This is a genomic window from Thermogemmata fonticola, assembly GCF_013694095.1.
In the GTDB taxonomy this organism is placed as follows: Bacteria; Planctomycetota; Planctomycetia; order Gemmatales; family Gemmataceae; genus Thermogemmata; species Thermogemmata fonticola.
Genome location: NZ_JACEFB010000001.1, coordinates 683773 through 708586, shown reverse-complemented (window position 1 = coordinate 708586; position 24814 = coordinate 683773). Strand labels below are relative to the sequence as shown.

Genomic DNA, 24814 nt, shown 5'->3' with positions numbered 1-24814 from the left:
GGAAAAAGGTTTAGGGAAAGTTGGAAAGCAGCACCGGCGAGAAGACTTTGGAGGGTTGGAGATGGCTCAGGCTAGCGAGATTAGGCAGAGGGATGGCGGGTTCTGCTGGGGAATCCGGGAATGCTGAAAGCAGAAAGTTTGCGGTGCAAGGCGGGGACTAACCGATGAGGGAAAAGGGAAAGGTCTACCTTCCTTGCGAGAAGGTCTGGAAAAGAGGTTGCAGCCGAGCGGAGCTGGAACATGGCGGAGGTATGGACGAAGCGGCAGCGGGGGAAGCACTGGGGGAAGAGGTGGTTCACCTGGGCGGGGGGTTGGGGGCTGATGGGAGTTGTGATCGCCTCCGTTCAGGGAGCCGAAGAGCCGCTTTGGCGACCGGCCACGGGTCAAAAGGGGAAAGTAGCCCCGGCGGACGCTGCCCCGCCTCCCGCCGCGAACGTGCCGCTGCCTCTGGGACGCGTGCCTGACCTACCGCCTCCCCCGCTGCCTGCGCTTCCCCCAATGGAGCAGATTCCTCGTCTCCCCACGGCACCGGCTGATCCGCCGCCGTTGAGTTCCCTGGCGCCTTCGCCTCCTCCGCCCTCGCTTCCTCCTCCAGCTCTGCTGCCTGGGACGGCCGACGAGCCGACGTGGCGGCCGGCCTCACCGCGGCGTCCGCTGCCAACGGTCCCGGAGGCGGAAAGCGGGCCGGCTCGGACCTTCCCCCCGGAGAAAGCCGCGGATGAGTCAAAAAAGCGCTACCCCCCTCCGCCCTCCGCACCTGGAGCGCCAAGTGCAGCTTCACCCCTGACCCCTTCCCCAATGAATGGTGATCGCCCCCCTGGGGTTGGACCGTCCAAAGCGGGTGATCAGTCCGCTGCGCCGGGTTCGGGTTCCTCCCTCAGCTCGCCGCCAATCCCCCCGCGGATTCCACCTGCGGACAGTCCGCCGGACGGGACAGGTTCCCCGCCGTCCTCTTTGCCCCCGCCGCGCCGCTTACCCGCCGTTTCCCCCGCGACTGGCGAGTGGCCGGTGGCCCCGCCGGAACTGTTGGTGCCAGAACATCAGCCAGTCCCGACGCGGACGTTCGGTTCGCCCCCCCTGCGGCTGTCGCGCGATTATCCGTCTCTGGCGGAATTGTGTGAAAGCGCACTGGCTTGGCCCCAGGGACTGTGGGGCAGGCTCCGCACTCGTGATGAGGTGGATTGGCCCTTCGCCTACGTCCAGGCCGAGTATCTCCTCTGGTGGATGTCGCCGCTCAACATTCCCATCCTGGCCACGACGAATCCCGATCCCAACCGCTTCGGCTACCTCAATGAACCGGGGACAGTGCCAATCGTGGGACCGGGTGCTCTGATTGGTCCCTTCCGGGATGGTATGCGGGTGCGCGCCGGTCTGTGGGATGCCTCGCGGAGTTGTGCCTTGGATGGCAGCTTTTTCTTTCTGGGCCGCCGGACCGCTTCCGTGGTGGTGGATTCCCAGCAGTTTCCGATCATCACGCGTCCGGTATTCAGTCCCAATCCGCGTCCAGGTAGCGGCGGGGTGATTGGCGAAACGGGTGAAGCCGTGGCGGTGCCGAACATCCTCCGGGGACAGTTCCGGGTGGACGCTTCGAGCCTGCTCTGGGGCATGGACGCCAACTTGCGCTGCTGCCTGCGGACGACGGAGGAAGGCCAACTCACCGGGCTAGTCGGCTACCGCTACCTGAACCTGTCCGAAGCCCTGGAGATGAAGGAAAACATCGTGGTGATCGGTCCGGGAGGAAGCCGCCTCAATCTGCCCGATCCGCCGGGGACGGTCGTCTTCGTCCGGGATCGGTTCGCTACGGAAAACCGCTTCCACGGGGGACAGGTGGGATTTACCTGGGAGCGGCGTTGGGGAGCGTGGACGCTCTGGGGCCGGGCCACGGTCGCCTTCGGCATCACCGAACAGGAGCTGGAGATATACGGCATCCAGACGCGCATCCGGCCGAATCAGCCGCCGGTGTCCTATCCGGGAGGGTTGCTGGCGGCGGCCTCGAACCTGGGCACATTCCACCGGGACCGCTTCAGCGTCGTACCGGAAGTGACCGTGCAAGTGGGTTACCGCCTCAGCCCAGCCTGGCAAATCTACCTGGGATATAACTTCCTTTACTGGACGAATGTCCTGAGGCCCGGAGAACAAATCGACCGCGTGGTGGACCTCACCCAAGTGCCCAACGCCCCCTCGGTTCCCTTTTCCGGCCAGTTCCGCCCGCGCCCGCTCTTCCGCCAAAGCGATCTATTGGTAACCGGCCTGCAATTCGGCCTGGAGTGGCGCTGGTAGAAAGCAAAGCGATGGGGAGAGATGTTGATGGGAAGTCGAGGGTCAGGGCCGATTCCGCTTTATGAGGACCGCAAGGATGAGGTAGGATTCCCTGGACCATGAGGTTAGGATAGTTTACGAGCGCAAGGCGGGCGGAGCGCCGCGTTCCTTGTCTGCAAGCCATCCTTTTCCGCAAGCAGCGTCGTTTGGACCCCTTGTGAGGAATCCGTCATGTCTGCCGTTCTCCCCCGTTGGTTGGCGTGGGTCAGTTTGAGCGTGTTGGTGATCTTGCTCGCCAGTGTGCCGCAGGAGGCATGGTCCTCGGCGGCAGTGGCGGAGGCGTTCCAAGAGCCGGTCGAGGAGGAACTGCCCGAAGGGCTTGAGGTGCGAGCCAAGGGACCGGTGCACGAAGCCTATGCCACTCCCGCGGAGGACACTCGGCCTTCTCCGGTGGTGCCCCAGCAGCCGCCGGAACCGATCGAGGAGTTGCCGCCGGATCAGAAGCCGGAGGGGGACAACGTCGTCTGGATTCCCGGCTATTGGCACTGGGATGAAGAGGAGCAGCAGTTTCTCTGGGTGAGCGGCTTTTGGCGGGTGGTGCCTCCGGGACGGGTGTGGGTGCCTGGCTGGTGGCGGGCGGTGGATGGCGGCTGGCAGTGGGTGCCCGGATTCTGGCAGACGACCGCGACGGTGGAAGCAGCGGGCGGGGCGGTGACCGCCGCGGCAGAAGTGGAATATCTCCCGGAGCCGCCCGCGAGCATTGAGGTGGGGCCGAGCATTCCCGCACCCGGTGCTGCTTACTTTTACGTGCCGGGTTACTGGGTTTGGCGAGGACGGTACGTCTGGCGGCCTGGCTTTTGGTGGGAATACCGCCCCGGCTGGGTCTGGGTGCCAGCGCATTACCGCTGGACCCCCTTGGGCTGGGTCTTTGTGCCGGGGTATTGGGATTATCCCTTGGCCGCGCGCGGCGTGCTCTTTGCTCCGGTGCTGATCCGGCCCATTCTGTGGCGCCGCCCCGCCTTCGTGTATACGCCGGTCTATGTTGTCAGTGAACCGGCCTTGTTCGGTGCTCTCTTCGTTCGCCGGGGGTGGGGCTGCTACTTCTTCGGGGATTACTTCGGCCCCCGCTACATGGACGCTGGGTTCTACGCGTGGTGCGGGCGCTTTGGCCCCCGTGGCGGCTTCGCCCTCGGCTTCGGCATCGGGCGCACCTGGGGTTACGACCCTCTCTGGAGTTACTACTCCCTGGCCTATCGGGATCAGCCGGCCTGGCTCAACGGCCTGAGCACACTCTACGTCGGTCGTTTCCGAGGAGATGTGCCGCGCCCGCCCGTCAACCTCGTCCAACAGAATACCATCATCAACAACATCACGAAGACCAACATTCGCAACGTCACGAACAACATCACGGTGGTCAATCGCAGCGTGGTGGTGAACAAGACCGACGTAACGCCGCTAGCGATGGTGGCCCCCCTCAAGACAGCGGCGCTGTTGCAACCGGAGGTCGGCCTACGCCCGCTGACAGCGGAAGTCCGCAAGCGGGAAGCCCAGCAGGTGCGGCAGTTCCGAGAATTGGCGGCGCAACGGGCCAAGCTGGAAGTCAAAACCCCGCTTGGTGGCAAGGGCGGCCAGCAAACCCCGCCCGCTGCTGTCCGTAGCGTCAAGCTGCAACTGCCCCCGGACCTCGCCCGCCCCGCGCTCAAACAGCCCGTCCAAAAGCAACCGCCCCCGCCGCCTCCCGGCTCCGCACGCCCCACGCCCGGCATCGACCCCAAAGTCGATCCCAAGAGCAAGATCGATCCCAAGGGGAAGACGGACCCCAAAGTCGATCCCAAAGGAAAGGTCGAACCCAAGATTGATCCCAAGGGGAAGGGGGAACCGAAGGTTGATCCCAAAGGGAAAATCGAGCCAAAAGTCGATCCGAAGGGCAAGGTCGATCCGAAAGGGAAGATTGATCCCAAGGTCGATCCCAAGGGTAAAGTCGATCCGAAGGGGAAGGTGGATCCGAAGGGAGTACCATTCCCTCCGATTGATCCCAGGGGGAAGATTGATCCGAAGGGTCTGCCGCCTCTCCCAATTGATCCGAAGGGGAAGGTGGATCCCAAGGGAGTGCCGCTTCCGCCGCCAAATCCCAAGGGGAAGATTGATCCGAAGGGTTTACCATTGCCACCGGTAGAACCGAAGGGGAAGGTGGATCCGAAGGGAGTACCATTCCCTCCGATTGATCCCAGGGGGAAGATTGATCCGAAGGGTCTGCCGCCTCTCCCAATTGATCCGAAGGGGAAGGTGGATCCCAAGGGAGTGCCGCTTCCGCCGCCAAATCCCAAGGGGAAGGTGGATCCGAAGATCGAACCGAAGGGTGTGCCTTCGCCCGGCGGGTTAACACCTCCGCCGTTTTCCGGGCGCCCTACACCGGTTCCCGATAGTGTTCGTCGGCTAACGGATCCCCCTCCGGCAGCGCGTGTCCCGTGGCAAACGCCTTCCCCTCTTCCACCGGTGTCGCGGCGGGAGCTTGCCAGGCCGAGCGGTCAGCCGGGGATGCCGCCGAACGTGCAGGGTGCCAAGGGATACGTACCGTTGCCGCCGAGGAACCATTTCCCGCCTCAGACGGTGCTGAAGGGATCCGGCAGTTCGATTCCGCCGCCGTTGAGCAAAGCTCCGGTGACGCGTGTTCCGCTTCCGCCGTCGGGTACTCCCGCCCGGCCCCAAGAGGGCACCGCACCCGCCACACGCCGCCCGCCCCGCCGCCGACAATGACGATTCCCCCGGTCCCACGGCCTGCTTTTTCCTTCTCGTGTCGACTCCTGGCCCGCTCCTGCGGATTCGTGTTGTGGGTCCGCCGTTGGGGAAACCGCTGAGGATGCCCTGACGAGTGTGGTCGCTTTTTGCTGCCAGAGTTCCTTGTTTCCCGATTTCCTTATGGTGGAACCCGGTATCTATTGGCCGCTGAGGGCGTTTGGGGCAAGCCGTCGGATTCCCCTTGCCAAGGGCGTTGCTTTCTGCCGACAATAGTCCACCCGCTGCGTCAAGGCGGTGGGGGAGCCGAGGGAATGGGGATTCCGGCGGGGGGAGGACAGCGATGATTGTCGGCGTGCCCAAGGAAATCAAGGCGGATGAGTATCGCGTGGCGCTGGTGCCGGCGGGGGTGGAAGAGCTGACCCGATCCGGCCACCGCGTGCTGATCCAGAGCGGTGCGGGTTTGGGCAGCGGCATCAGCGACGAGCAGTACGCCCAGCATGGGGCGGAGATTGTGCCGAGTGCGGCGGAGGTGTGGCGGCGGGCTGAGTTGGTGGTCAAGGTCAAGGAACCGCTGCCGCAGGAGTGGCCGCTGTTGCAGGCAGGTCAAACGGTGTTCACCTTTTTCCACTTCGCTGCCGATGCGGAACTGACTCAAGCGGTGCTGCGCTCGGGGATCACAGCGATCGCCTATGAGACGATCCAGGACGAACGCGGGCGGTTGCCGTTGCTCACCCCGATGAGCGAAGTCGCTGGGCGGATGAGCATCCAGGAAGGGGCGAAATATCTGGAGCGGCCGTTCGAGGGTCGGGGCATTCTGCTGGCCGGTGTTCCGGGTGTGCCGCCGGCGACGGTGACTATCCTGGGGGCTGGCGTGGTCGGTTCCAATGCCGCCCGCGTGGCCGCTGGGCTGGGAGCCAATGTCTTCATTCTCGATATCAACCTGGACCGCCTGCGTTACATCGATGACACCATGCCGAATAATGTCACGACGGTCTTCAGCAATCGGCACAACATTTTGGAATGCCTGCGGCTGTCGGACCTGATTATCGGTGCTGTGCTGATTCCCGGGGCGAAGGCTCCGCATTTGGTGCGGCGAGAGGACCTCAAGCTGATGCCGCCTCGTGCCGTGGTCGTGGATGTGGCCATCGATCAAGGAGGCTGCTTCGAAACAAGCCGCCCGACCACTCATGCCCAACCCACTTACATTGTGGACGATATAGTGCACTACTGCGTGACGAACATGCCCGGTGCCGTGGGCCGAACCAGCACCTACGCCCTGACCAACGTGACGCTGCCGTACATTTTGCACCTGGCCAATCGCGGAGTGATGCAGGCCATACGGGAGCATCCAGGTTTACGAGCCGGAGTGAACATCCACGCCGGTCAGATCACCAATGCCGCGGTGGCGGAGAGTTTCGGTTTGAAGCACGTCCCGCTCGCGTGAGGGTGACCGCGATAGAGGGGGATACACTCCCCAGGGCTTCCCCAGGCAATTCGCCAAAAGAGCCAGTGCCAGATCGCCAGGGCAGGGGAGAGGGGTCCGAGAGTTACTCGCAGGGCAGAGTGGGCAAGGAGGCCAGGAGGATGCGCGAGGCGTGGAGGCTACGGATCGGCCCGCTCAGAGCATGGCGGTTCCCCGTTTGCCTACCCCCCTGGGGAGTGAGGACAGGGTTGATTGTCGGGCTGATCGCCTGGGGCGGCTTCTTCACCCTCTACGGCATCGACACTGGACCCTTGTACCGGACCGAAGCTCTCCGGGCTGTCGTGGCTCGCTGCTGCTGGCAGGAGGGCTGCTGGCTGTATCCCGTCCTTTATGGCGAGCCGTTTCTGACCAAGCCGCCGGGGCATTACTTAGCGATTGTCCTCTGTTCGCTACCGTGGGGAGAGGTCACGGAAGTATCCGCCCGCTTGCCCTCCGTTGTAGCGGCTTGGTCCGTCCTGGCGGCGTGTTTCCTCCTTTGGCATCGGGAGGGGTTCACCGCTTGGGGAGTGGGAGGGGTGCTCGCCCTGCCGCTGTCCCTGCTCTGGCTGGACAAGGTTCCCAGTGCGGAAATCGATATGACACTCACCGCCTGGGTGACGCTGGCACTGGCGGCCTGGTATCGCGCCCAGCCCAGGACCTCGGAAAGTCAGGCGGCAGCTCCGAACTCGAAGGAACCCGTAGCCTCCACAATCGGGAAAACCGCCAGTCGACCCGCTTGGCATCGAGGCTATCTGGCACTTTCTGCCTTCTGCCTGGCAGCGGGGACGCTGACGAAATGGACGGCGCCCGCCTTCTTCCTCCTCACCATAACCAGTTTCGCCTGGGGGAGTGGGCAGTGGAGGCTTTGGCGCTGTTGGGCGCCGTGGTTCGCCTTGGTCCTGGCCGCGGGCTTGTGTCTGCTCTGGGCCGGGGCGGTCATGCAAGCCGTGGGGCCGGAAACGTTCCTGCAAACTCTGCGTCAGGAGGCGGCGTACCGTCTGCTCCCCCAGGGCAGCCGTTCGGGGAGGTCCCTCCTGGAAGGGCTGGCCTTTCCCCTGCGGGTGGGGGCAGCCCTGCTGCCGTTGTCGCTCCCCGCTCTCCTGATGCTGTCTCCGCGCTATCACCGCCGCCTTCCGCCGTCCGCCCGGCGTCTGGCTTTGTTCCTCCATTGCTGGGTCTGGCCGAATTTGCTCTTCTGGACGCTTGTGCCCAATCACAATGTTCGCTACGTCCTTCCCATTTTGCCTGCGATGGCGGGGTTGGGCGTGCTGGGCGGATACTTGCTGCTGCGGGACGTAGTACGGCGCCAGGCAGCACAACTACGGCAGTGCGCAAAGGTCAGCGGTATGTCCGGCCGATGTGTGCCGTGGGGATGGCGCGCCAACACCCAGTGGCTCCACCGTGGGTGGCTCGCCCTGCTTTTGGGCGGCGTACTGGCCAAGGTGGTCTTCGTCGAGATCGTCCTACCGCAGCGGGCCGCCCGGCGCAACCCGGTTCCCATCGCCGCCGAGTTGCAAACAATTGTTCCCGAACATGAAACTTTGTATATAGACAAACTGAAGGACGATGGCGTCTTGTTCTACTATGCCCGGCCTGTGCGGCGCTGGCGCGGGAACTTCCCCTTAGCGGAAGGTGCCTATGTGGCTTTGATCGCCGCGGAGTGGGAGCAGTGGCAGCAGCGCGGTCAGGGCCGCCTGCTCGCCCGATTGCACGACCAGCAAGGCGATCCGCTGATCCTCGTGCAGTACCAGCCGCGATTGGAAACGTTGAGGGGAGCGGAAACCAGCCAGCGTGGGGACCATACCCCGTAAGATACGCTAGGGAGTGAGGGAACCGGGACGTTACGCCCCCTTCCAAATGTTGTTGCAGAGAATGCCCATGCCTGACCAAGTCCCAAGGCCGGAATCGTGGCCTGAACTGCTTTCGGTCTCCGAGCTAGTGGGGGAATTGTGCGGCCTGCTGGAAGGGACGTATCCGAAAGTCTGGGTGCAAGGGGAAATCAGTAACTTCACGGAGCACAAGGCTAGTGGGCATTGGTACTTCACACTCAAGGATGACGAGGCGCAGATTCGAGCAGTAATGTTCCGTGGGAGCAATTTGCGCTGTCATTTCACGCCCCAGAATGGGATGGCGGTGGTGGCCTGCGCGCGAGTCAGTGTCTTTGAGCGACGCGGTGAGATGCAATTGCAGGTGCTGCGGCTGGAGAAAGCCGGGCTAGGGACCACGGCGCAGCGGAAGCGAGAGCTGATCGAGCAATTGCGGAAACGGGGTTACTTCGCCGCCGAGCGGAAGCGGCCTCTCCCCCCGTATTCGCGGCGGGTGGCTCTGGTGACGAGCGTATATGGAGCGGCGGTACGGGACATGCTGGAGCTGTTCTCCCAGCGCTGGCCGCTCACAGAATTGATCGTCCGCCACAGTACGGTGCAAGGAGACGGGGCGGCGCAGGAGCTAGCCGAGGCCCTCACCGAGTTGAATCAACTGCATCGTTCTGGCCATTTACCTCTCGATGTCATTATTCTGGCACGCGGGGGCGGCAGCAGCGAGGACCTCTCCGCCTTCGACACTCTGGAAGTGGCCGAGGCCATTTACCAGTCTCAGGTGCCGATCGTGTCTGCCGTCGGGCATGAGATCGATGTAACCATCGCGGACTTGGTCGCCGATGAGCGGGCCGAGACCCCCAGCGCAGCGGTGATGCGCGTGGTTCCCCACCGCTCCGAGAAACTCCGCGAGCTGGAAGACCTGGCCCAGCGCTTGCACCAGGCCATCATCGACCGCATGAAGTCTTGCACCCAGGAATTGAAACGGCTGGCACGCCACCCCGGCTGGCGCCAACCCCGACGTGCCCTCCGCCAGCTTGAGCAGCGGCTCGATGAGTTATCCGACCGCTTGCCCGCCGCCATAAGGCGCCAGTGGCAGCAAGCCCGGCAGCACTGCGACCACCTTGCCGCACGCCTGGAAGCCCTTTCCCCCTGGCGCGTGCTGCAACGCGGCTACAGCCTCACCGTCACTGCCGAAGGGCAAATCCTCCGCCACGCCCGGCAACTCCAGCCCGGACAAACCGTACGCACCTGGCTGGCCCAAGGGGCTTTTACCAGTACCGTCACGGACGTGCGAGCCGACGCCGCCCCCCTTTCGCTGGCTGAGAACGGAGAAACCAGTCCTGTGCAGAAGGGAGAAAGCGATCCTGCGTCCCCCGCTGCCCCAACGTCCGCGAGACCACCTTCGCCGGAATCCAGCGTGACTGTCCCCGCGGTTCAAACCCAGGAGGAACCATGAGTCAACGGCCATCGGAGGCGGACCGTTCCCCGCAAACATCTCCTGCCCCGGAGGCGTCCTGTTCCCCGGAAGTATCCCTCCACTTTGAAGACGCCCTGGCTCAACTGGAGGCGGTGCTCCGCCGCTTGGAACAAGGACAGGACCGCCTCGAAGACGCCCTGCGCGACTATGAACGGGGTCTGGCCCTATTACGCCACTGCCGCCAACTGCTCCAGCAAGCGGAACGGAAAGTCCAGCAATTGGCCGGCGTCGATGAACACGGCGAACCCCGCCTGGAGCCTTTCGACCATACCTCACGCTTAGTCCAAACACGCCAGGAATGGCGAGTGACCGACCCTCAGCAGGACAACCGAACGGAGTCGGAGTAGGTAGGAGTCGGAGTCGGAGTCATGGGGCGGAGGTTGCCAGGGATGGAGGGATTGGGCAATCGACGACAGCCGGAAGGTCGGGCAGATGCGTTGGGCAATCGACGACAGCCGGAAGGCGGGGGGACAGAGGGGAGGCAGTGGGACGGCCGGAAGCGGGGGTGGTAATGCAGTAACTCCTGGTTCCGTTGAGACGTAACGGAGACCAAGGCGGCGGAGAAGAGGGAAAATCGCCGCGTCTGCTATTCCTTGCTCGCCGTCTGGCTATCAATGACTCTGAAAGCGATGGCTCCAGTGCGGACGCACCAAAGCAAAGCCCAAACGGCCGTAAGCGAGTGGAATTGCTAGGGCACGACGCGCCGGCATAAGGCGGACCGAGCCTTGGACGCCAGGAGAATGCCTGAGGCCAGGCCAACACATCCGGGAAACTGGAGTCGGACAGCCTAGAGGGAGCAGAGGGAGAGAGAAGACGCAAGGAACGGGGAGATAGCGTGGTCGATTTCTGGATGCGGATGGAACCGCGGCTGAAGCGGATCGAGTCAGCCCTGCGCGAACACTGGGGACGGGTCAGTGCTGCGGCCCCGCCGATTCTGCGCGAGGCCGGGGCGTACAGTCTTTTGGCTCCGGGGAAACGCCTGCGCCCACTGCTTGCATTGCTGGTGCACGAGGCCGCGGGGGGAAGCGGGGAGAACGTTTGGCCCGCTGCCTGCGCCGTGGAGATGGTGCACACCTACTCCCTCATCCACGATGATCTGCCGGCGATGGATAACGACGATCTGCGGCGGGGCCGGCCGACGTGCCACAAGGTCTTCGGGGAAGCCTTGGCGATCCTGGCAGGGGACGCGCTCTTGACCGGCGCTTTTGAAGTGCTGGCCGCCGGTTATGCGCCGTCGTTGGCTGCGGTTTGCACCTTGGAGTTGGCCCAGGCCGCGGGAGCTGCCGGGATGGTCGGCGGGCAGACCCTTGACCTGCAAGCGGAAGGGCGCCTCTTGAACTGTGAACCGCAGCCGCCCACACAAGCCGCCCTGGAAGAGCTGCACCGGCGTAAGACGGGCGCCCTGATCCGTGCTGCCGTCCGTCTGGGATGGCTTAGCGCTCTGCCGCCAGAGGGACCGTTCCGCGTACCGGATAGTGCGGACACCTTCGCGGATGCCTTGGGCCTGCTCTTCCAGATCACGGATGACCTGCTGGATGTCCAGGGATCGGAAGAAAAAACCGGCAAGCGTCTCGGCAAAGACGCGGTGCGCGGTAAACTGACCTATCCCGGCCTGGTGGGAGTGGAGCTGTCCCGCCGCCGGGTGATAGAATTGGGCCAGATAGCGCAACAGGCTGCGGCTGCATTGGGCAGCCCGGAACTGGAGCAACTGGTCCAGCACGTAATCGTTCGGGAACGTTGAGGCCCCAAGGACGGTTGCGACGGCGTAGGACCGCTGCGGTTCTGCCGTCACCCGCCCACGTTGCCGCGAGGTGCTCCTATGGCCAGGCTTCTGCCGCAGATTCACTCCCCTGCCGACCTGCAACGCCTGAGCGATGAGGAATTGCAGGAATTGGCCTACGAAATCCGCCAGGAACTGATCAAGGTCCTGACCACCCGGCCCGCCCACTTCGCCTCCAACTTGGGCGTGGTCGAGCTGTGCTTGGCACTCCATCTGACCTTTGACTTCTCCAAAGATCGCCTGATTTGGGACACCGGCCACCAGATTTACCCGCACAAGCTCATCACCGGCCGCTACGACCGCTTCCACACCATCCGCACCAAAGGCGGCCTCATGGGCTTCCCTAACCCTGCGGAGTCGCCCTACGACCTGTTCATGACCGGCCATGCGGGGTGCAGCGTCTCGTGCATTTCCGGCCTGAAAGCCGCGGATGATCACTTGGGGCACAAGGATCGCAAGGCGGTGGCTGTCATCGGCGATGGCGCTTTGCCCAGCGGCATTGTGTTTGAAGCCTTCAACAACATCGGTGGCATGGGCCAGGATGTGCTGGTCATCCTCAATGACAACAAGATGTCGATCTGCCCGCGGACAGGGGGGCTAGCCCGCTATTTGGACCAGTGTCGCATGACCGAGTTCTACCAGGGCAGTAAGCGGCGGCTTAACCAATTCCTGCACGCCATCCCGGTGCTCGGCCCGATGGCGCAGAGCGCTCTGGAACAGCTCCGCGACGGCGTCAAAGCCATGCTCAAACATGGCATGCTCTTCGAGGAGCTGGGCTTCCGTTACTTCGGGCCAGTGGATGGGCATGATCTGCCCGGCTTACGCAAAATCCTGCGCGACCTCAAGACCCAGAAAGGGCCGATCCTTCTCCATGTGTTCACGGTGAAAGGTTACGGCGTGGAACAGGCTGCCGCCGATCCGGTGACCTACCATGCCCCGCCGGTGTTCGAGAAACTCGATCCCCAATCCGGTCGCGTGGTGGCCTTCAAGAAGGGAGGCGGCAAGACCTACACGGATGCCGTCAGTGCCGCCATCTACGCGGCGATGCAACGGGACCCGCACGTGGTGGTGCTGACCGCGGCCATGTGCCAGGGGAACAAGCTGGAGAAAATTCGCGAGCAGTTCCCGGACCGGTTTTACGATGTGGGGATTTGCGAATCCCACGCCGTGGCCTTCGCCGCCGGCTTGGCTAAGGGCGGCCTCAAACCGATCGTGGATATCTACAGCACCTTCCTCCAGCGGGCCTTTGACCAGATTTTCCAGGAAGTCTGCTTGCAAAATCTGCCGGTGGTCTTTTGCATGGATCGCGCGGGACTCTCCGGCCCAGATGGTCCGACCCATCACGGAGCCTTCGACATCCCCTATCTGCGCCTCTTCCCCAACATGACGCTCATGGCACCGGGGGATGAGGCCGATGTTCAGCCGATGCTCGACTTTGCCCTCCAGCACAATGGCCCGATCGCCCTACGCTATCCCAAGGCGAATCTGGAGCGTGTCGAGCGGGACGGTCCGCCGCCGCCCATCGAATGGGGCAAGGCCGAGGTGATCCGCTGGGGCAGCGATGGCTGTTTCGTCGCCTACGGCGCTTTACTGAGCCAATGCGTGGCTGCCGCCCGACGCCTGCGAGACTATGGCCTTGACATCGGCGTCATCAACGCCCGCTTCGCCAAGCCCCTGGACAAGGACCTCCTCCTGCGGGTCGTCGAAACTGTGCCGCTGGTCATCACCGTGGAAGAAGGAACCCTGGAGGGCGGCTTCGGCTCGGCCCTTCTGGAAGCAGCGAACGCCGCGGGACTCGATACTCGTAACATCGTCCGCGCTGGCTTGCCCGATCGCTTCATCGAACATGGTGAACGCGGCGAATTGCTGGCCGACTGTGGCTTGAGTGTGGAGCATCTCGTCGCTCTGGTCCGTGCCCGGCACTGCGATCTGGGGCGTGATGACCCCTGCCTGCTCGCACAGCACTGACACAGCGCTTCCTCTGCTTGCTGACACCACGATCTGGGGCGTATCGGCCCTAGCCTGCTCGCGCAGCACTAGTAGGGGCGCAGCATCACCGCTCTCAGCGGCGGCGCGCTTTCCCGCTTTCCGGCCACGCTTTCGTTCCCTGGAGGCCCGGATGGCCAATGTTCTGCCAGCGCCGCCTTCCCGCCTGTGAGCTGGCATCGACGTTCCTGTCTGGAGCCAGATATGATGGCATAGGTGAACCATCCCCTCGGAACCTCGCAGCCGTGGAAGCCGCCCATGCCGTCGCGTATTGCCGTCCTGGGGATTACCTGTGCCTGGCTGGTCGTGACCGGTTATTCCCTCTGGCGGGATTGGGAGCCGTATGTTCGGGGCCAGGGACCGCCGGTGGTGGCCATCGATTTGGCTGACGAAGCCGCTCAGGCCATCCCTGCACGCTGGACGATCTGGCGGGGCGACCAACCCATCGGCCGGCTCAGCACGCACATCAGCTACCAGGAGGCGGACGACACCTTTCTCTTTGAGCATCTCTATCGCCAGGTGCAGCTTTCGACCGTGGGGGTCCAGGTGGAAGTGCCGCAATTGGACCTGCACATGCGCCTGACGCGGAACGGTGATCTGGTGGAACAGAAGATGCGCGGCCAAATGGAGGTACACGTCGTGGGGCTGCGGCTGAAAGTGTCGGTGCAGTTGGCGGGGCAGGTGGTGAACGGCCAGCTTGAGCCGGTGGTGTCCTGGGAGTCGCCGTGGGGATCAGGGACGCGCCGCTTGCCTACCACACCGGTGGCGCGGGGCCAACCGCTCAATCCACTTTTGCCGGTCAATCGCTTAGCCAATCTGCGTCCGGGCCGGCGCTGGCAGGTGCACGAAGACAACCCCCTGCAAACGGCGTTGCACGAGTGGCTGCGTTCCGCGGCAGCCGAGTATGGTTTATCCCTTCCCTCGGCCGTGGCCCCGGCGCCCCTCGTGGGAGAGGTGCTCTCCGAACCACGGACCCTCACGTGGGACCGCCGCGAGATCCTCTGCTGGGTCATTGAGTACCGCCGGGAGGAAACCTTAGCCGCCCGCACCTGGGTCCGCTGCCAGGATGGCAAGGTCCTGCTCCAGGAGGCCTTCGGGCAGGGGGAACATCTCCGACTGGTGCGGGAACCATAGTGCCAATTCCCACTTCAACAAGGCCGGAAGGTTAGCAACAGGGGGCGGAGGATTAGCAATAGGAAACGGAAGGTCAGCAACAGGGGACGGAAAGGCAGAAAGCCCCATTCCAGCGAAAACTCTAGGGCCAACGATGATCGAGTTACTCCGGGTCAGCAAGCGCTATGGGGACAAATGGGCGGTGCAGGATTTGTCGTTAACCGTGCCGCGGGGGGAATTGTTCGCCTTTCTGGGGCCGAACGGAGCCGGGAAAACGACGACGATCAAGATTCTCTGCGGCCTTTTGCTCCCCACCGCTGGCAGTGTACGGATTGGGGGCTACGATCTGGCCACGCAAGGGGAAGAGGCCCGCCGCCTCATCAGTTACGTGCCGGATCAACCCTTCCTTTACGACAAGCTAACCGGCCGAGAGTTTCTGCAATTCATCGCGGACCTTTACGGTCTGCCGGCGGACCATGCCCGCGATCGCATGGCGGAAGTCATCCAACTCTTCCGGCTCGAAGATTTCGTGGATGACCTCGCCGAGCGCTACTCCCACGGCATGCGGCAGCGGACGGTTTTTGCCGCCGCCTTGCTCCATCAGCCGCAGGTCCTCGTCGCCGACGAACCGACGGTGGGATTGGACCCGAAGAGCATCCGCGAACTCAAAACCCTCCTGCGCCGCTTGGCCCGCGAGGGCATGACCATCTTCCTGAGCACGCACACCCTGGACATCGCCGAGGAGCTGGCGGATCGGATCGGGATCATCGATCACGGGCGGCTCCTGGGGCTGGGTAATCTGGACGAGCTGAGGCGGCAGGCGGCTAGCGACGGCGATCTGGAGGATGTTTTCCTCAAGATCACCGCGGAGGCGGCGGAAGAAGCGAGCGGAGTGCAAGGGGCGATCATGGCGGATGGAACGCTCAGCAGCGAGCGGACTCAGAAAGCCGAGCGAGCCGGGGGAGCGTGAGTCAGGAGGCCGGGGCATCTGTCCCCACGCTCCGACGCGTCAGCTTTTCAAGCTCCGACGGAGTGGTCTTTCTCCTGCGAGGCGTCTCTCCGCAAGCTCCGCGGAGTCAGGCCCCAGGCGGCGGTGGCTGGGAACGAACGATCCAGGCGAGTGGGAGGAACGAACGTCGCGATCCCCACGGCACAAGCCATAGGCGGATGAATGATCATGGGCACGCTACAGACGGAAGTCGATCAGGCTGGGGTGTTTCGCCGCTTGCGCTGGCGCCTGTGGCGTAACGGGCTGTGGGTGGCCTGGCGGCAAGGGCGCACGCGCTTAATCACCGTGCTGGTGACCAGCAGTTTCACGGCGGCTTTCACCGCCTCTTTGAGTTATTTCCTCTTCCGCCAACTAACGATCCACAACATCCCGGTGAAAGGGGCGATTGCCGAGGCCTTGTTCGACTTGCTCTTTTTCAGTTTGGGCACGATGTTGCTTTTCTCCACGGGTTTGATCCTCTATGCCAGCCTATTCACCAGTGCCGAGGCACGTTTTCTCCTGACGACGCCCGCGCGGCCGGACCGCATCTTTGCCACCAAGTTTTTCAGCGCAGCGACGTACAGCTCCTGGGGTTTCGTGGTGCTCGGCATTCCGATCTTTCTGGCCTACGGCGCAGTGGCAACGGTTCCGTGGTACTATTTCGCGCTCATCCCCTTGTATCTGATGGGGTACGTGCTCATCCCGGCGTCGCTGGCTTCGCTGGTGTGCCTGGTGGTGATCCGTTTCGGCTTGCACCGCCGGCGCTGGGTGCTCACTGGCTTGGCGCTCCTGGCCGCTGCGGTGTTGCTGTGGTGGCTGTACCGGGTGGGTTTAGGCTTACGCCGCACTCTGACCACAAGCGGGCGGGAGGTGCAGGAACTGCTCGATCAGTTCGCCTGGGTGCGGAGCAATCTGGTACCGAGCCGGTGGATGACGCGCGGGGTGCTGGCGGCAGCACGGGGGGACGTGTGGGGCGCTCTTTGGCCTTTAGCCCAGGTTTGGAGCAATGGGGCGATGCTGTATGTGGCGGCTGCCTGGGCCGCTGCACGCCTGTACCGCCGGGCTTATGATAGCTGGGCGAGCAACCAGCGGGGGCGCAAAATTTACCGTTCCAGCCGCGCCGACCGCCTGATGGCGCTTTTCGTGGGGTATCTGCCCCCTGGGGAACAGGCCCTCGTCGTCAAGGACTTCCGCACCTTCCGCCGGGACCCCTCCCAATGGGGCGTGCTGGTGATCTTTACCCTGCTCATGCTTCTGGGGGCAGGGAATTTCCGCCGCGCTCAATTGGCCGATTTGGGACGGCTCGACCAGTATCTCATCAGCCTGATGAATTTCTTCGGTGTGGCGGTGCTATTGTGCGCGGCCTTGAGCCGCTTCATCTTCCCTCTGATCAGCCTGGAAGGAAAGAAGTTCTGGGTGCTCGGATTGGCGCCCATGCCGCGACAGGCGATCCTGCGGAGCAAGTTTGCGTTTGCTCTCACCGGTTCTTTGCTCTTCGGCGGCTCTCTCATTCTCGTCGCCGATCTGCTCATTGGCTTGCCGCTGCTGGTGGCGGCCGTTCATCTGGCGGCGATGGGATTGATCGCCCTGGGGCTGAGTGCGTTGAACGTGGGTCTGGGTGCTGCCCTGGCCAATTACCAGGAAACCGACCCCTCGAAGATCGTCGTCGGCTTTGGCGGCACAGTGAACATGGTCTTGGGTCTGGGTTATGTGGTGGCGATTATGGGCTTGACGCTGCTGCCGTTGCATCTGGTGCAGATGGGGCGGGGGAACGAATGGCCGCCGCCGCTGTGGGTCTTTGTTGGGTGGCTGCCCGCCCTGTTGTTGGGCGGCTTGGCCGTCCGAACGCCGCTGCGTCGAGGAAGTGCGGTCCTGCAAGCCAGTGAGTTTTGAACTCGCTTCCGGCAATCGAGAAATGGCTTCGCCAACTCCCGCTGCACCCTGGAGTTTGTGGCATTGGCCTGACATCGGCGCGAATGCCAGGCGGCTGAGGCGAGACGAAAAACACATCCCCCCTCTTGCAACGTCGGCGCGAATCTTGTGCCTTCCCAAAAAATCCTAACATCTTGGTGATGGAGGGGGTGAGTAAAACGGAGAGCGAGCACGGGTATAATTCCGAAGAGTCCCACAGCCTCGCCGTGGTACTGCTCCGGGTACGGGCCAGCGTCCTCTTGGGGGAACTCCAGGGGCTTCGATGGCACGTGTGGGGACCGATATATCCAAGGGTACGGGCCGATGTATCCCTGGACGCGGCGATCCGAGACGCAGGTTTATGTGAGAGAGAGGTCTGCCGTGAGACGCGAATCCGAGAGGTCGGCCGTTTGAGGTGAACAGGGGGCGTACTGGGAGCTACGATGGGGACGAGATGGTAGCAGCGTATGAGCAGTGAAGTGTCGGCGGCGCGCTTTGTGGAGCTGATCGGCCGTAGCGGCGTCGTGCCAGCGGAACGGCTGCCGAGGATTTTGGCCGAGTTGGGTTACGAGGCCTCTTCTTCCTCCCATTGGTCGGCGCGGGCGCTGGCAGATCGGCTGATCGAACGGGGACTATTGACGCATTTTCAGGCGGCCAAGTTGCTCCGGGGCCGGTGGATCGGACTGGTCGTCGGAAGCTATCGCGTGCTCGCTCCGCTGGGCCGAGGCGGGATGGGGATGGTGTTTCTGGCCCAGGATCAGCGGACTGCGTCCGACTCAGCCGCCGCGGGGGAAGTTGGCGGAGTTCCTCCTGTTTGGGAAGGGCTGGTCGCTCTGAAGATTCTGCCGCCCCATCTGGCCCGCAAAGAACCCCGGATGCAGGAACGCTTCGAGCGGGAACAGCGGTACTATCAGCGGGTGCAGCACCCTCGTGTGGTGCGGATGCTGGAAGCTGGCGAGGGACAAGGCATCCGTTACATCGCTCTGGAGTTTGTGCCGGGGCGATCGTTGCAAGAGCTAGTGAGCCGCTGGGGCCGCCTGGAGGCGGAGCGGGCCATCCCCCTGTTCGCGGAAGTGGCCGAGGGATTGCAGCACCTGCACGAGCAAAACCTGATCCACCGGGATGTCAAGCCGGCGAACATCATGGTGACCCCTCAAGGGTCGGCGAAACTTCTAGACCTGGGACTGGCCTTAGCGACGGATGAACCCCCGCCGCAGGACATCCGCATCGCCGGGGGCAAAGGGTACATCGTGGGGACGATGGACTACATCGCGCCGGAACAAGCCCGGCATGCCACGGCGATTGATCACCGGGCCGACCTGTACGCCTTGGGTTGCACGCTCTATTTCGCCTTGACGGGCACACCGCCGTTTCCCGGCGGCAGCAAGCGGGACAAAATCCGCTGGCAGCGGCAAGCGGAACCGATCTTCATCCGAGAACTCAACCCGGTTGTGCCGCCCGCTTTGGCCGAGCTGGTCCATCGCTTGCTGGCGAAGGACCCGGCGCAACGTCCTGCTTCGGCTTGGCAGGTGCGGGAGGAATTGCTTGCCCTGACTCAGAGCATGCCTTCCGCTGTAGCCCTCCCCGCGTGGTCTGCCCAGGAAACCGTCGAGCTGTTCGACACGGACACCGTCGGGACCGACTGGTGGGAGGACGCTAGTGAGCCGGTGTCCCCGACTCATCCCGCTTCTACTCCCAACACCGGGGAATGGAACGGTGCTCCCGCCATTCAGCCCCCGCCCTTGCCGCCCCATGCCAGGCAGCCCTCCATGCCGCAGAGCCAATCTCCGCTCGTTTGGACGCTGCTCGTCAGCCTCGGCTTGCTCCTGTTGGCCGCCGTGGTGATCCTTCTCCGCTCCCTGTAAATCCTTCTCCGCTTCCTGGGAATCGCTCTCTGCAAATGGCTCCCTACCCGTCGCTCCTTGGGAATCCTGCAGCTGCGGTTTCCTCGACGTATCGGTGAGGCTCCGTGACTTGGTCCCTTGCGTCCGGGGATTCAGAGGTGCTTGTGCGGGGGCTGTTTGTTGAAGCCGCGGGGCAGGGAAGATGACGCGGGTTCCTGAAGCCGAGGGCGGATGGCGATGTTCCTGGGAGCACCGGGAGGTGATTTTTTTCGGAGCGGCGTTGCCGGGGTGTGGTTTCAGTATCCGTAGCGTTGGATGACAGCGGCGCAGCGCTGTTCGATGATCGCCCGTTGCTCCGGGGTCAGGACGTATTTGTTCGTTTCGTAGCCATCGGTCTGCTGGAGGTAACGTTGGACGTGGGGCAAAGCGTTCGCGAAGCCCGGCAATTCCAGGGCGTCGTAGAGGCGGCGCAACTGGCCGAGCGGATCGCGGACCAAGTCCTCATAGCGGAGTTCGTGAACTTGACCGGGGCGGAGCAAAGGCCGGGCTTCTTCCCAGCGGCGATAGAGCAGCTCGAAGTTGGCCAGCACGCGCTCCCAAAGGTCCTCCGCGGGCGGCCGTTGCAGGCAGTGGCTACGCGTCATCGACTGAACCATGCGGACGGTTGAGGGAATGACGATCCGCGGGTCGCGCACGATGTGGGCAAAGCGGGCCTTGGGGAACAACTCCAGCAGAACAGGCACGCGGGCCGTATGGGGCGGGGATTTGAGCACCAAAGGCCGAGGATCGCGGTAGGTCAGCAGTTGCAGATAACGGACAAAGGTACGCTTCCACTGCCGGAGTTGCTGCGGAGTCAGACCCGATAGGTCGAGCGAGCCGGGCGCCAAGGGTGCAGCACGGGGAAAAGCTAGGTCCGCATACGGACTGGGTAAGCCGAGCAGGCAGAGGGCGAACTCATCCTCCTGGGGTTTGTCCCAGCCGACGGTCATGTTGTCCATCGGACGCTGCTCCGGGGCCAGAATGCGCGCATAGTTGCGGAAAAATCCTTCCGTCAGTAGCAATTGATTCGGATTGAAACAGGCGAAAAAGTCGGGATACGCCAATTGCGGGTCGCACGCAAGCAGATCGTGCAGCAAGGTGGTGCCGGTCCGCCAATGACCCACCACAAACAGCGGCGGCTCTTGCAGCGGTGTCTGGCGGATGCGGTCCCCGTGCCACCCCTCGCGCAGATAGCGCAGCATCAGGTTGAACGTCGAGGAAAGGGTGATAATCCCGGCAATGTACCAGTAGGGGGGATCAATTTGGCCGCGCACGCGGTAGAGATAGCGCAGCCAGGTGAAGATGTCGGTGCCCTCGAAGAAGCGGGGCGACCAGCGTCGGCGCGGGCGGGCAGCGGCTGGCCTAGTTCCCGGTGCGTTGGATTCCCCCTTTGCAAGTCGAGCGGCGGAGTCGGAGCAGGCGGCGGCTGGCTTGCCATCCGAGGGAGCGGGAGCCAAGGGGGAAATGGTATCACCGCTCGCGGGATTGCGATTCACAGACGGCGAAGATAACGGCAGCGTCTGGGCCATACGGGTCCTCACAAGTCGGCGCTCGATGACGCCTTCACTTCAACATCAGCCATCGAGTCCTGATGAACCGATGAGGACATGTTACGACCTCCGCCCTCCCGGCGACATGATCGGCAGGTTCTGATCGCTCAGTGGCATGCTTGATCCCCAGCGGTTTAGTAGCAGATTCGGGCATTTCCGCCCGTGAGCCGAGCGAAGGGCACAGACAGCATGAAGAGTGGATTCGGACGGAGGAATCAACGGGGCAGAGGAGGAGAACGAAGGGGAGATCAGATCGAGGGGAAGCGACGGCGAGGAAGAATCGGCGGAGAAGGGAATCCGTAAGATAAAAGCAGAGGCGCGGGCAGGTTCTGAGTTGTCAGAGCGGGGGGCGAGCCGTTAGCATGGCAGCGGTCGAGTGGCCGAGGGTGCTCTAAGTGTAGGGACGCTGAACATAGGGACACTGAATGATCGACTCGTGTGAGCCGGGGTAGGGGAGTGACGCCTGGTCTCAGGTCGGAGTCAAGAGGGGACGGAGGGATCGTTAGGGTCAGGGATGTTCAGGAATGTTCTGGTGAAGGGACCACGTTATGGGCAGGAAAGCCAGCGGTCGTTCCAGTAAGGGTGAACCCTCTCCTTCCAAGTCTCAGGGGTTACTGGGAGATGCGGCCGGAATGCAGTCCGCATCGTCGGCAGGCGGGGAAGCACCACCGCCGCAGCGGCCAGCCTCCCCGCGCACGGAGGAATCGGCGGCGGTGCCGGTTCCAGCAGAGCCGGCACGGGTGACTTCGACTGCGGACTCCGCGGCGGCGAGAACCGGGCAGGGTGAGCCAGCGGTAACCGCACCGGCCCCCTATCCCGCCCCCTCGGCACCGGGGCATTACACGGTCATGGCCCGCCGCTACCGCCCCCAGCAGTTCGCCGACCTCATCGGTCAGGAACATGTGGCGCAGGCTCTGGTGCAAGCCCTGGAGAGCGGCCGAGTCGCGCATGCCTACCTCTTCACCGGCGCTCGCGGCGTCGGCAAAACCAGCACAGCCCGGATTCTCGCCAAGGCGCTCAATTGCGTCCACGGACCGACCCCCTATCCCTGCGACACCTGTGATATTTGCCAGGCGATTGCCACGGGCGAAGATGTCGATGTCGTGGAGATCGACGGAGCCAGCAATCGCGGCATCGAGGATGCGCGGGACTTGCGGCAAAGTGTCGGCTTCCGCCCGGTTCGCTCCCGCTTCAAAATCTTCATCATCGACGAAGTCCACATGCTCACCCGCGAGGCGTTCAACGCTTTGCTCAAGACGCTGGAAGAACCGCCGCCACACGTCAAGTTCATCTTCGCCACCACCGAGGTCCAGAAAATACCCATCACGATCCTGTCCCGCTGCCAGCGCTTTGACTTTGCCCATGTCCGCCCGGCGCAGATCGCCCAGCATTTGCAGCGGATCGTCCAGAAAGAAGGCCGGGAGGCGGAGCCGGAAGCCTTGCGGCTCGTCGCCCGTAAAGCCGCCGGGTCGATGCGCGATGCCCAGTCCCTACTTGATCAACTGCTGGCGGCGGAAAGTGGCTGCCTGACCGTGCAGCGCGTGCGGCAAGTGCTGGGCCTATCGAGCGAGGAGCAGGTGCTGCAATTGGCCGAGGCAGTTTTTCGCCGGGATGCTGCCGGCGCCCTGCAACTGCTTCAGCAGTGGTACGATCAAGGGTTGCAAGCGGGGGAACTCATCGATCAACTCATCGCCCACTGGCGGAACCTGATGCTGCTCAAGTGTGGCGGGTTCGAGGTGCGCGAGTTGCCCGTGGATACGGGAGCGATCGATGCGCTCCGCCAGCAGGTGGAGCAAGTTTCGCTGGATACCATTCTGGCCGGGCTGGATGTGTGGACGGCGGTCAAGGCCCGCTTGCGGGATGCTTATCAGGCTCAGATTCTTCTGGAAATGGCGGTGGTGCGCTTGGCCCGTATGGAGGAGCTGCTCTCCGTGGGGGCGCTTTGGCAGCAGTTGATGCAGGGCGGGGGTTCACTGGGGGGGCCAGCCGGGGGATCGTCTCCGGCGTCGAATCCGGCGGCTTCACGCAGCAGTAGCGGCCCGCGTACCGGGACGATGCCTCCTGCGGGGACCGCGCCGCCAACACGGAGCGCTCCTTCGGCCAGTTCCGGCAGCAGCATCGGGGCCAAAAGAATGGAGGGGCTAGCGGCATCCGAGCCGTCCGGCCCCATCCCCTTGACCCCGGAGACGGTCGCAGAGGTGTGGTCGGAATGCCTGCGCCGCCTGACGGACAGATTTCCTATCCTCGCTAATCATCTCAAGCAGGCCTTGCCGCCAGCAATTTCCGGGCCAAATACGGTAGTGATCCGCTTCCCGGCGCCATACAATTTGGCATACGAGGCGTGCAGTCAAAACGAGCACTTTGCTCGCCGCCTCGAAGAGACGCTCCTAGCAGTCACGGGGCAGCCGGTGGCCGTCCGTTACGAGCGGGTTCCGACGCTAGGCGGTAGCGGCTCCGCTGGCGAGGCAAGCTCAGGATTGGCCGGTCTTCCGGCTTCGGGAATGGTTCCGCCGGGACCAGGGTCAGCCAGCGGGAGCGATCCCCGCCGCCCTTGGCTCGATTGGCCCTTGTTCCGCAAAGCCATCGAGACGCTCGACGCCCAGATCATCCGTGTCGATGAGGGTTTCCAGCCGCGGCCCCCGGCGACGACCCACGAGCCGCCCCGCCCTAGCGACAACGGGGAGCAACCGCCGGAGACTAACTCCGAACCGGACGACGAGGGATAAGAATGTTCAAAGAATTCGGCCAATTGATGAGCCTGCTCCGCAATTCCGGCAAACTTCAGGAGCAGTTGCAGCAGTTCCAGCAGCAGTTGGGCCAGATTGTGGTGGAAGCCTCCGCCGGCGGCGGCTATGTCACCGCCCGCATGAATGGCCGCCTGGAACTGGTCGATCTCCGGCTGTCGGAAGACCTGCTGGCTCTCCAGGACCGGGAAATGATGGAGGATTTGATCGTGGCGGCGGTGAATCAGGCCTTGCAGCAGGTGCGGCAGCGGATCGCCGAGGAAGGGGCGAAGATCGCCGCTCAATTGGGTTTGCCCGCCGGCCTGGGCGGCTTGCCAGGATTTGGACCTCCGTCTGGTTCGTAACTGCCGGATCGCGGGCGGCCTGTCGCAGGCGGCTTGACGGCGGGAAGTCCACTGGAGGGCCGGAAGTACAGAGGACTGCAGGGGGGAGGAAGCACGGCGTGGGAACAGGTCGGACGTTTGCAGGAGCGGCTCCGGTGACGCAGGCGGAAAAAGGTGTCTTGGGAGAGGTGTTGCAGGAATTGACGAAGCTGCCGGGGATCGGCCCCAAGAGTGCGGAGCGGATCGCCTTTTATCTGCTGGCGGGGGATCGCAGCCGGGCCAAAGCGCTGGTGGAAGTGTTGCAGCGGGCCATTGAACGCCTGCGTCCTTGCCGCGAGTGCTTTTATCTGAGTGATGAGGAATTGTGCCCCATCTGCCAGGACCCCAAGCGGGATGGCAGCGTGCTATGCGTGGTAGAGACGCCGCGCGATGTCGGTGTGATCGAACGCGTGGGGACTTTCCGTGGGCGGTATCATGTGCTGGGAGGCCGTTTGGCCCCGTTGGAGGGAGTGGGACCAGAACGGCTGACCTTTTCCGCCCTAGTGGAACGGGTGCGGCGCGGCGGTGTTCGTGAGGTCATCCTGGCCACCAGCCCCACCGTAGAGGGAGATGGCACCGCCCTGTTCGCCGCGGACCTGCTCGCCCCCACCGGGGTAACAATCACCCGCTTGGCCCGGGGCTTGCCCAGCGGCGGGTCGCTAGAATTGGCCAATCCCCAAATGCTGGCCGACGCCCTAGAAGGACGCCGGGCTTTTACCTGACCTAACCTGGTACAGGCC

The 24814-nt window shown here is 63.5% G+C and carries 16 protein-coding genes; 15 read left to right on the top strand and 1 reads right to left on the bottom strand.

The features are described from left to right. Positions 1–240: 240 nt before the first annotated feature. From H0921_RS02580 to H0921_RS02525, 12 genes are all read left to right on the top strand, one after another. On the top strand, positions 241–2280 hold the full coding sequence (locus tag H0921_RS02580) for a BBP7 family outer membrane beta-barrel protein (RefSeq protein WP_194536442.1): 2040 nt from the start codon (positions 241–243) through the stop codon (positions 2278–2280). Positions 2281–2490: 210 nt separating this feature from the next. After that, the gene (locus H0921_RS02575; RefSeq protein WP_194536441.1) at positions 2491–5016 is read left to right on the top strand and encodes a YXWGXW repeat-containing protein; all 2526 of its coding nucleotides are present in this window, start codon (positions 2491–2493) and stop codon (positions 5014–5016) included. A 322-nt stretch (positions 5017–5338) separates the two neighbouring features. Next, entirely contained in the window at positions 5339–6442 is a 1104-nt protein-coding gene (gene ald / locus H0921_RS02570; RefSeq protein WP_194536440.1) for an alanine dehydrogenase, read from the top strand. Positions 6443–6582: 140 nt separating this feature from the next. Then, positions 6583–8271: an ArnT family glycosyltransferase gene (locus H0921_RS02565; RefSeq protein ID WP_194536439.1), complete on the top strand. Its 1689-nt coding sequence runs from the start codon at positions 6583–6585 to the stop codon at positions 8269–8271. Between the two features lie 67 nt (positions 8272–8338). Next, the gene (gene xseA, locus H0921_RS02560; RefSeq protein WP_194536438.1) at positions 8339–9736 is read left to right on the top strand and encodes an exodeoxyribonuclease VII large subunit; all 1398 of its coding nucleotides are present in this window, start codon (positions 8339–8341) and stop codon (positions 9734–9736) included. Beyond that, positions 9733–10104 (top strand): exodeoxyribonuclease VII small subunit, encoded by a 372-nt coding sequence (gene xseB / locus H0921_RS18450; RefSeq protein WP_194536437.1) that lies wholly within the window; start codon positions 9733–9735, stop codon positions 10102–10104. The genes xseA and xseB overlap by 4 nt, the downstream gene beginning before the upstream one ends. Before the next feature lie 488 nt (positions 10105–10592). Then, the gene (locus H0921_RS02550) at positions 10593–11498 is read left to right on the top strand and encodes a polyprenyl synthetase family protein (protein WP_315851829.1); all 906 of its coding nucleotides are present in this window, start codon (positions 10593–10595) and stop codon (positions 11496–11498) included. A gap of 78 nt (positions 11499–11576) precedes the next feature. Continuing rightward, positions 11577–13505, top strand: coding sequence for a 1-deoxy-D-xylulose-5-phosphate synthase (dxs, locus tag H0921_RS02545; protein WP_194536436.1), 1929 nt, complete (start codon positions 11577–11579; stop codon positions 13503–13505). Between the two features lie 276 nt (positions 13506–13781). After that, a complete protein-coding gene (locus H0921_RS02540) occupies positions 13782–14657 on the top strand; it encodes a hypothetical protein (RefSeq protein WP_194536435.1) in 876 nt (291 codons plus the stop codon). A 133-nt stretch (positions 14658–14790) separates the two neighbouring features. Next, a complete protein-coding gene (locus H0921_RS02535) occupies positions 14791–15606 on the top strand; it encodes an ABC transporter ATP-binding protein (RefSeq protein WP_194536434.1) in 816 nt (271 codons plus the stop codon). A 207-nt stretch (positions 15607–15813) separates the two neighbouring features. Next, positions 15814–17517 (top strand): putative ABC transporter permease subunit, encoded by a 1704-nt coding sequence (locus H0921_RS02530; RefSeq protein ID WP_194536433.1) that lies wholly within the window; start codon positions 15814–15816, stop codon positions 17515–17517. Positions 17518–18002: 485 nt separating this feature from the next. Further along, positions 18003–19400, top strand: a complete 1398-nt coding sequence (locus tag H0921_RS02525) for a serine/threonine-protein kinase (RefSeq protein ID WP_194536432.1) — start codon at positions 18003–18005, stop codon at positions 19398–19400. 275 nt (positions 19401–19675) lie between these two features. Here H0921_RS02525 and H0921_RS02520 read toward each other — a convergent pair whose 3' ends face one another. Next, entirely contained in the window at positions 19676–20947 is a 1272-nt protein-coding gene (locus H0921_RS02520) for a sulfotransferase family protein (RefSeq protein ID WP_194536431.1), read from the bottom strand. A gap of 653 nt (positions 20948–21600) precedes the next feature. On the opposite strand from H0921_RS02520, the gene dnaX reads away from it, so the two are divergent. From dnaX to recR, 3 genes are all read left to right on the top strand, one after another. Beyond that, complete coding sequence (dnaX, locus tag H0921_RS02515; RefSeq protein ID WP_194536430.1) at positions 21601–23694, top strand: DNA polymerase III subunit gamma/tau; 2094 nt, start codon at positions 21601–21603, stop codon at positions 23692–23694. A 2-nt stretch (positions 23695–23696) separates the two neighbouring features. Next, complete coding sequence (locus tag H0921_RS02510; protein ID WP_194536429.1) at positions 23697–24056, top strand: YbaB/EbfC family nucleoid-associated protein; 360 nt, start codon at positions 23697–23699, stop codon at positions 24054–24056. A 98-nt stretch (positions 24057–24154) separates the two neighbouring features. Then, positions 24155–24796 carry a recombination mediator RecR gene (gene recR, locus H0921_RS02505; RefSeq protein WP_315851828.1) on the top strand — a complete coding sequence of 214 codons (642 nt, stop codon included), beginning with the start codon at positions 24155–24157 and terminating at the stop codon, positions 24794–24796. The last annotated feature ends 18 nt before the right edge of the window (positions 24797–24814 follow it).

Bases quoted from the DNA above. Each gene is read 5' to 3' on its own strand.
- H0921_RS02510 (WP_194536429.1), top strand. From the start codon at position 23,697: ATGTTCAAAGAATTCGGCCAATTGATGAGCCTGCTCCGCAATTCCGGC.
- H0921_RS02525 (WP_194536432.1), top strand. From the start codon at position 18,003: ATGAGCAGTGAAGTGTCGGCGGCGCGCTTTGTGGAGCTGATCGGCCGT.
- H0921_RS02580 (WP_194536442.1), top strand. From the start codon at position 241: ATGGCGGAGGTATGGACGAAGCGGCAGCGGGGGAAGCACTGGGGGAAG.
- xseB (WP_194536437.1), top strand. From the start codon at position 9,733: ATGAGTCAACGGCCATCGGAGGCGGACCGTTCCCCGCAAACATCTCCT.
- H0921_RS02540 (WP_194536435.1), top strand. From the start codon at position 13,782: ATGCCGTCGCGTATTGCCGTCCTGGGGATTACCTGTGCCTGGCTGGTC.
- ald (WP_194536440.1), top strand. From the start codon at position 5,339: ATGATTGTCGGCGTGCCCAAGGAAATCAAGGCGGATGAGTATCGCGTG.
- H0921_RS02530 (WP_194536433.1), top strand. From the start codon at position 15,814: ATGGGCACGCTACAGACGGAAGTCGATCAGGCTGGGGTGTTTCGCCGC.
- H0921_RS02575 (WP_194536441.1), top strand. From the start codon at position 2,491: ATGTCTGCCGTTCTCCCCCGTTGGTTGGCGTGGGTCAGTTTGAGCGTG.
- xseA (WP_194536438.1), top strand. From the start codon at position 8,339: ATGCCTGACCAAGTCCCAAGGCCGGAATCGTGGCCTGAACTGCTTTCG.
- H0921_RS02565 (WP_194536439.1), top strand. From the start codon at position 6,583: ATGCGCGAGGCGTGGAGGCTACGGATCGGCCCGCTCAGAGCATGGCGG.
- H0921_RS02535 (WP_194536434.1), top strand. From the start codon at position 14,791: ATGATCGAGTTACTCCGGGTCAGCAAGCGCTATGGGGACAAATGGGCG.
- H0921_RS02520 (WP_194536431.1), bottom strand. From the start codon at position 20,947: ATGGCCCAGACGCTGCCGTTATCTTCGCCGTCTGTGAATCGCAATCCC.
- dxs (WP_194536436.1), top strand. From the start codon at position 11,577: ATGGCCAGGCTTCTGCCGCAGATTCACTCCCCTGCCGACCTGCAACGC.
- dnaX (WP_194536430.1), top strand. From the start codon at position 21,601: ATGCAGTCCGCATCGTCGGCAGGCGGGGAAGCACCACCGCCGCAGCGG.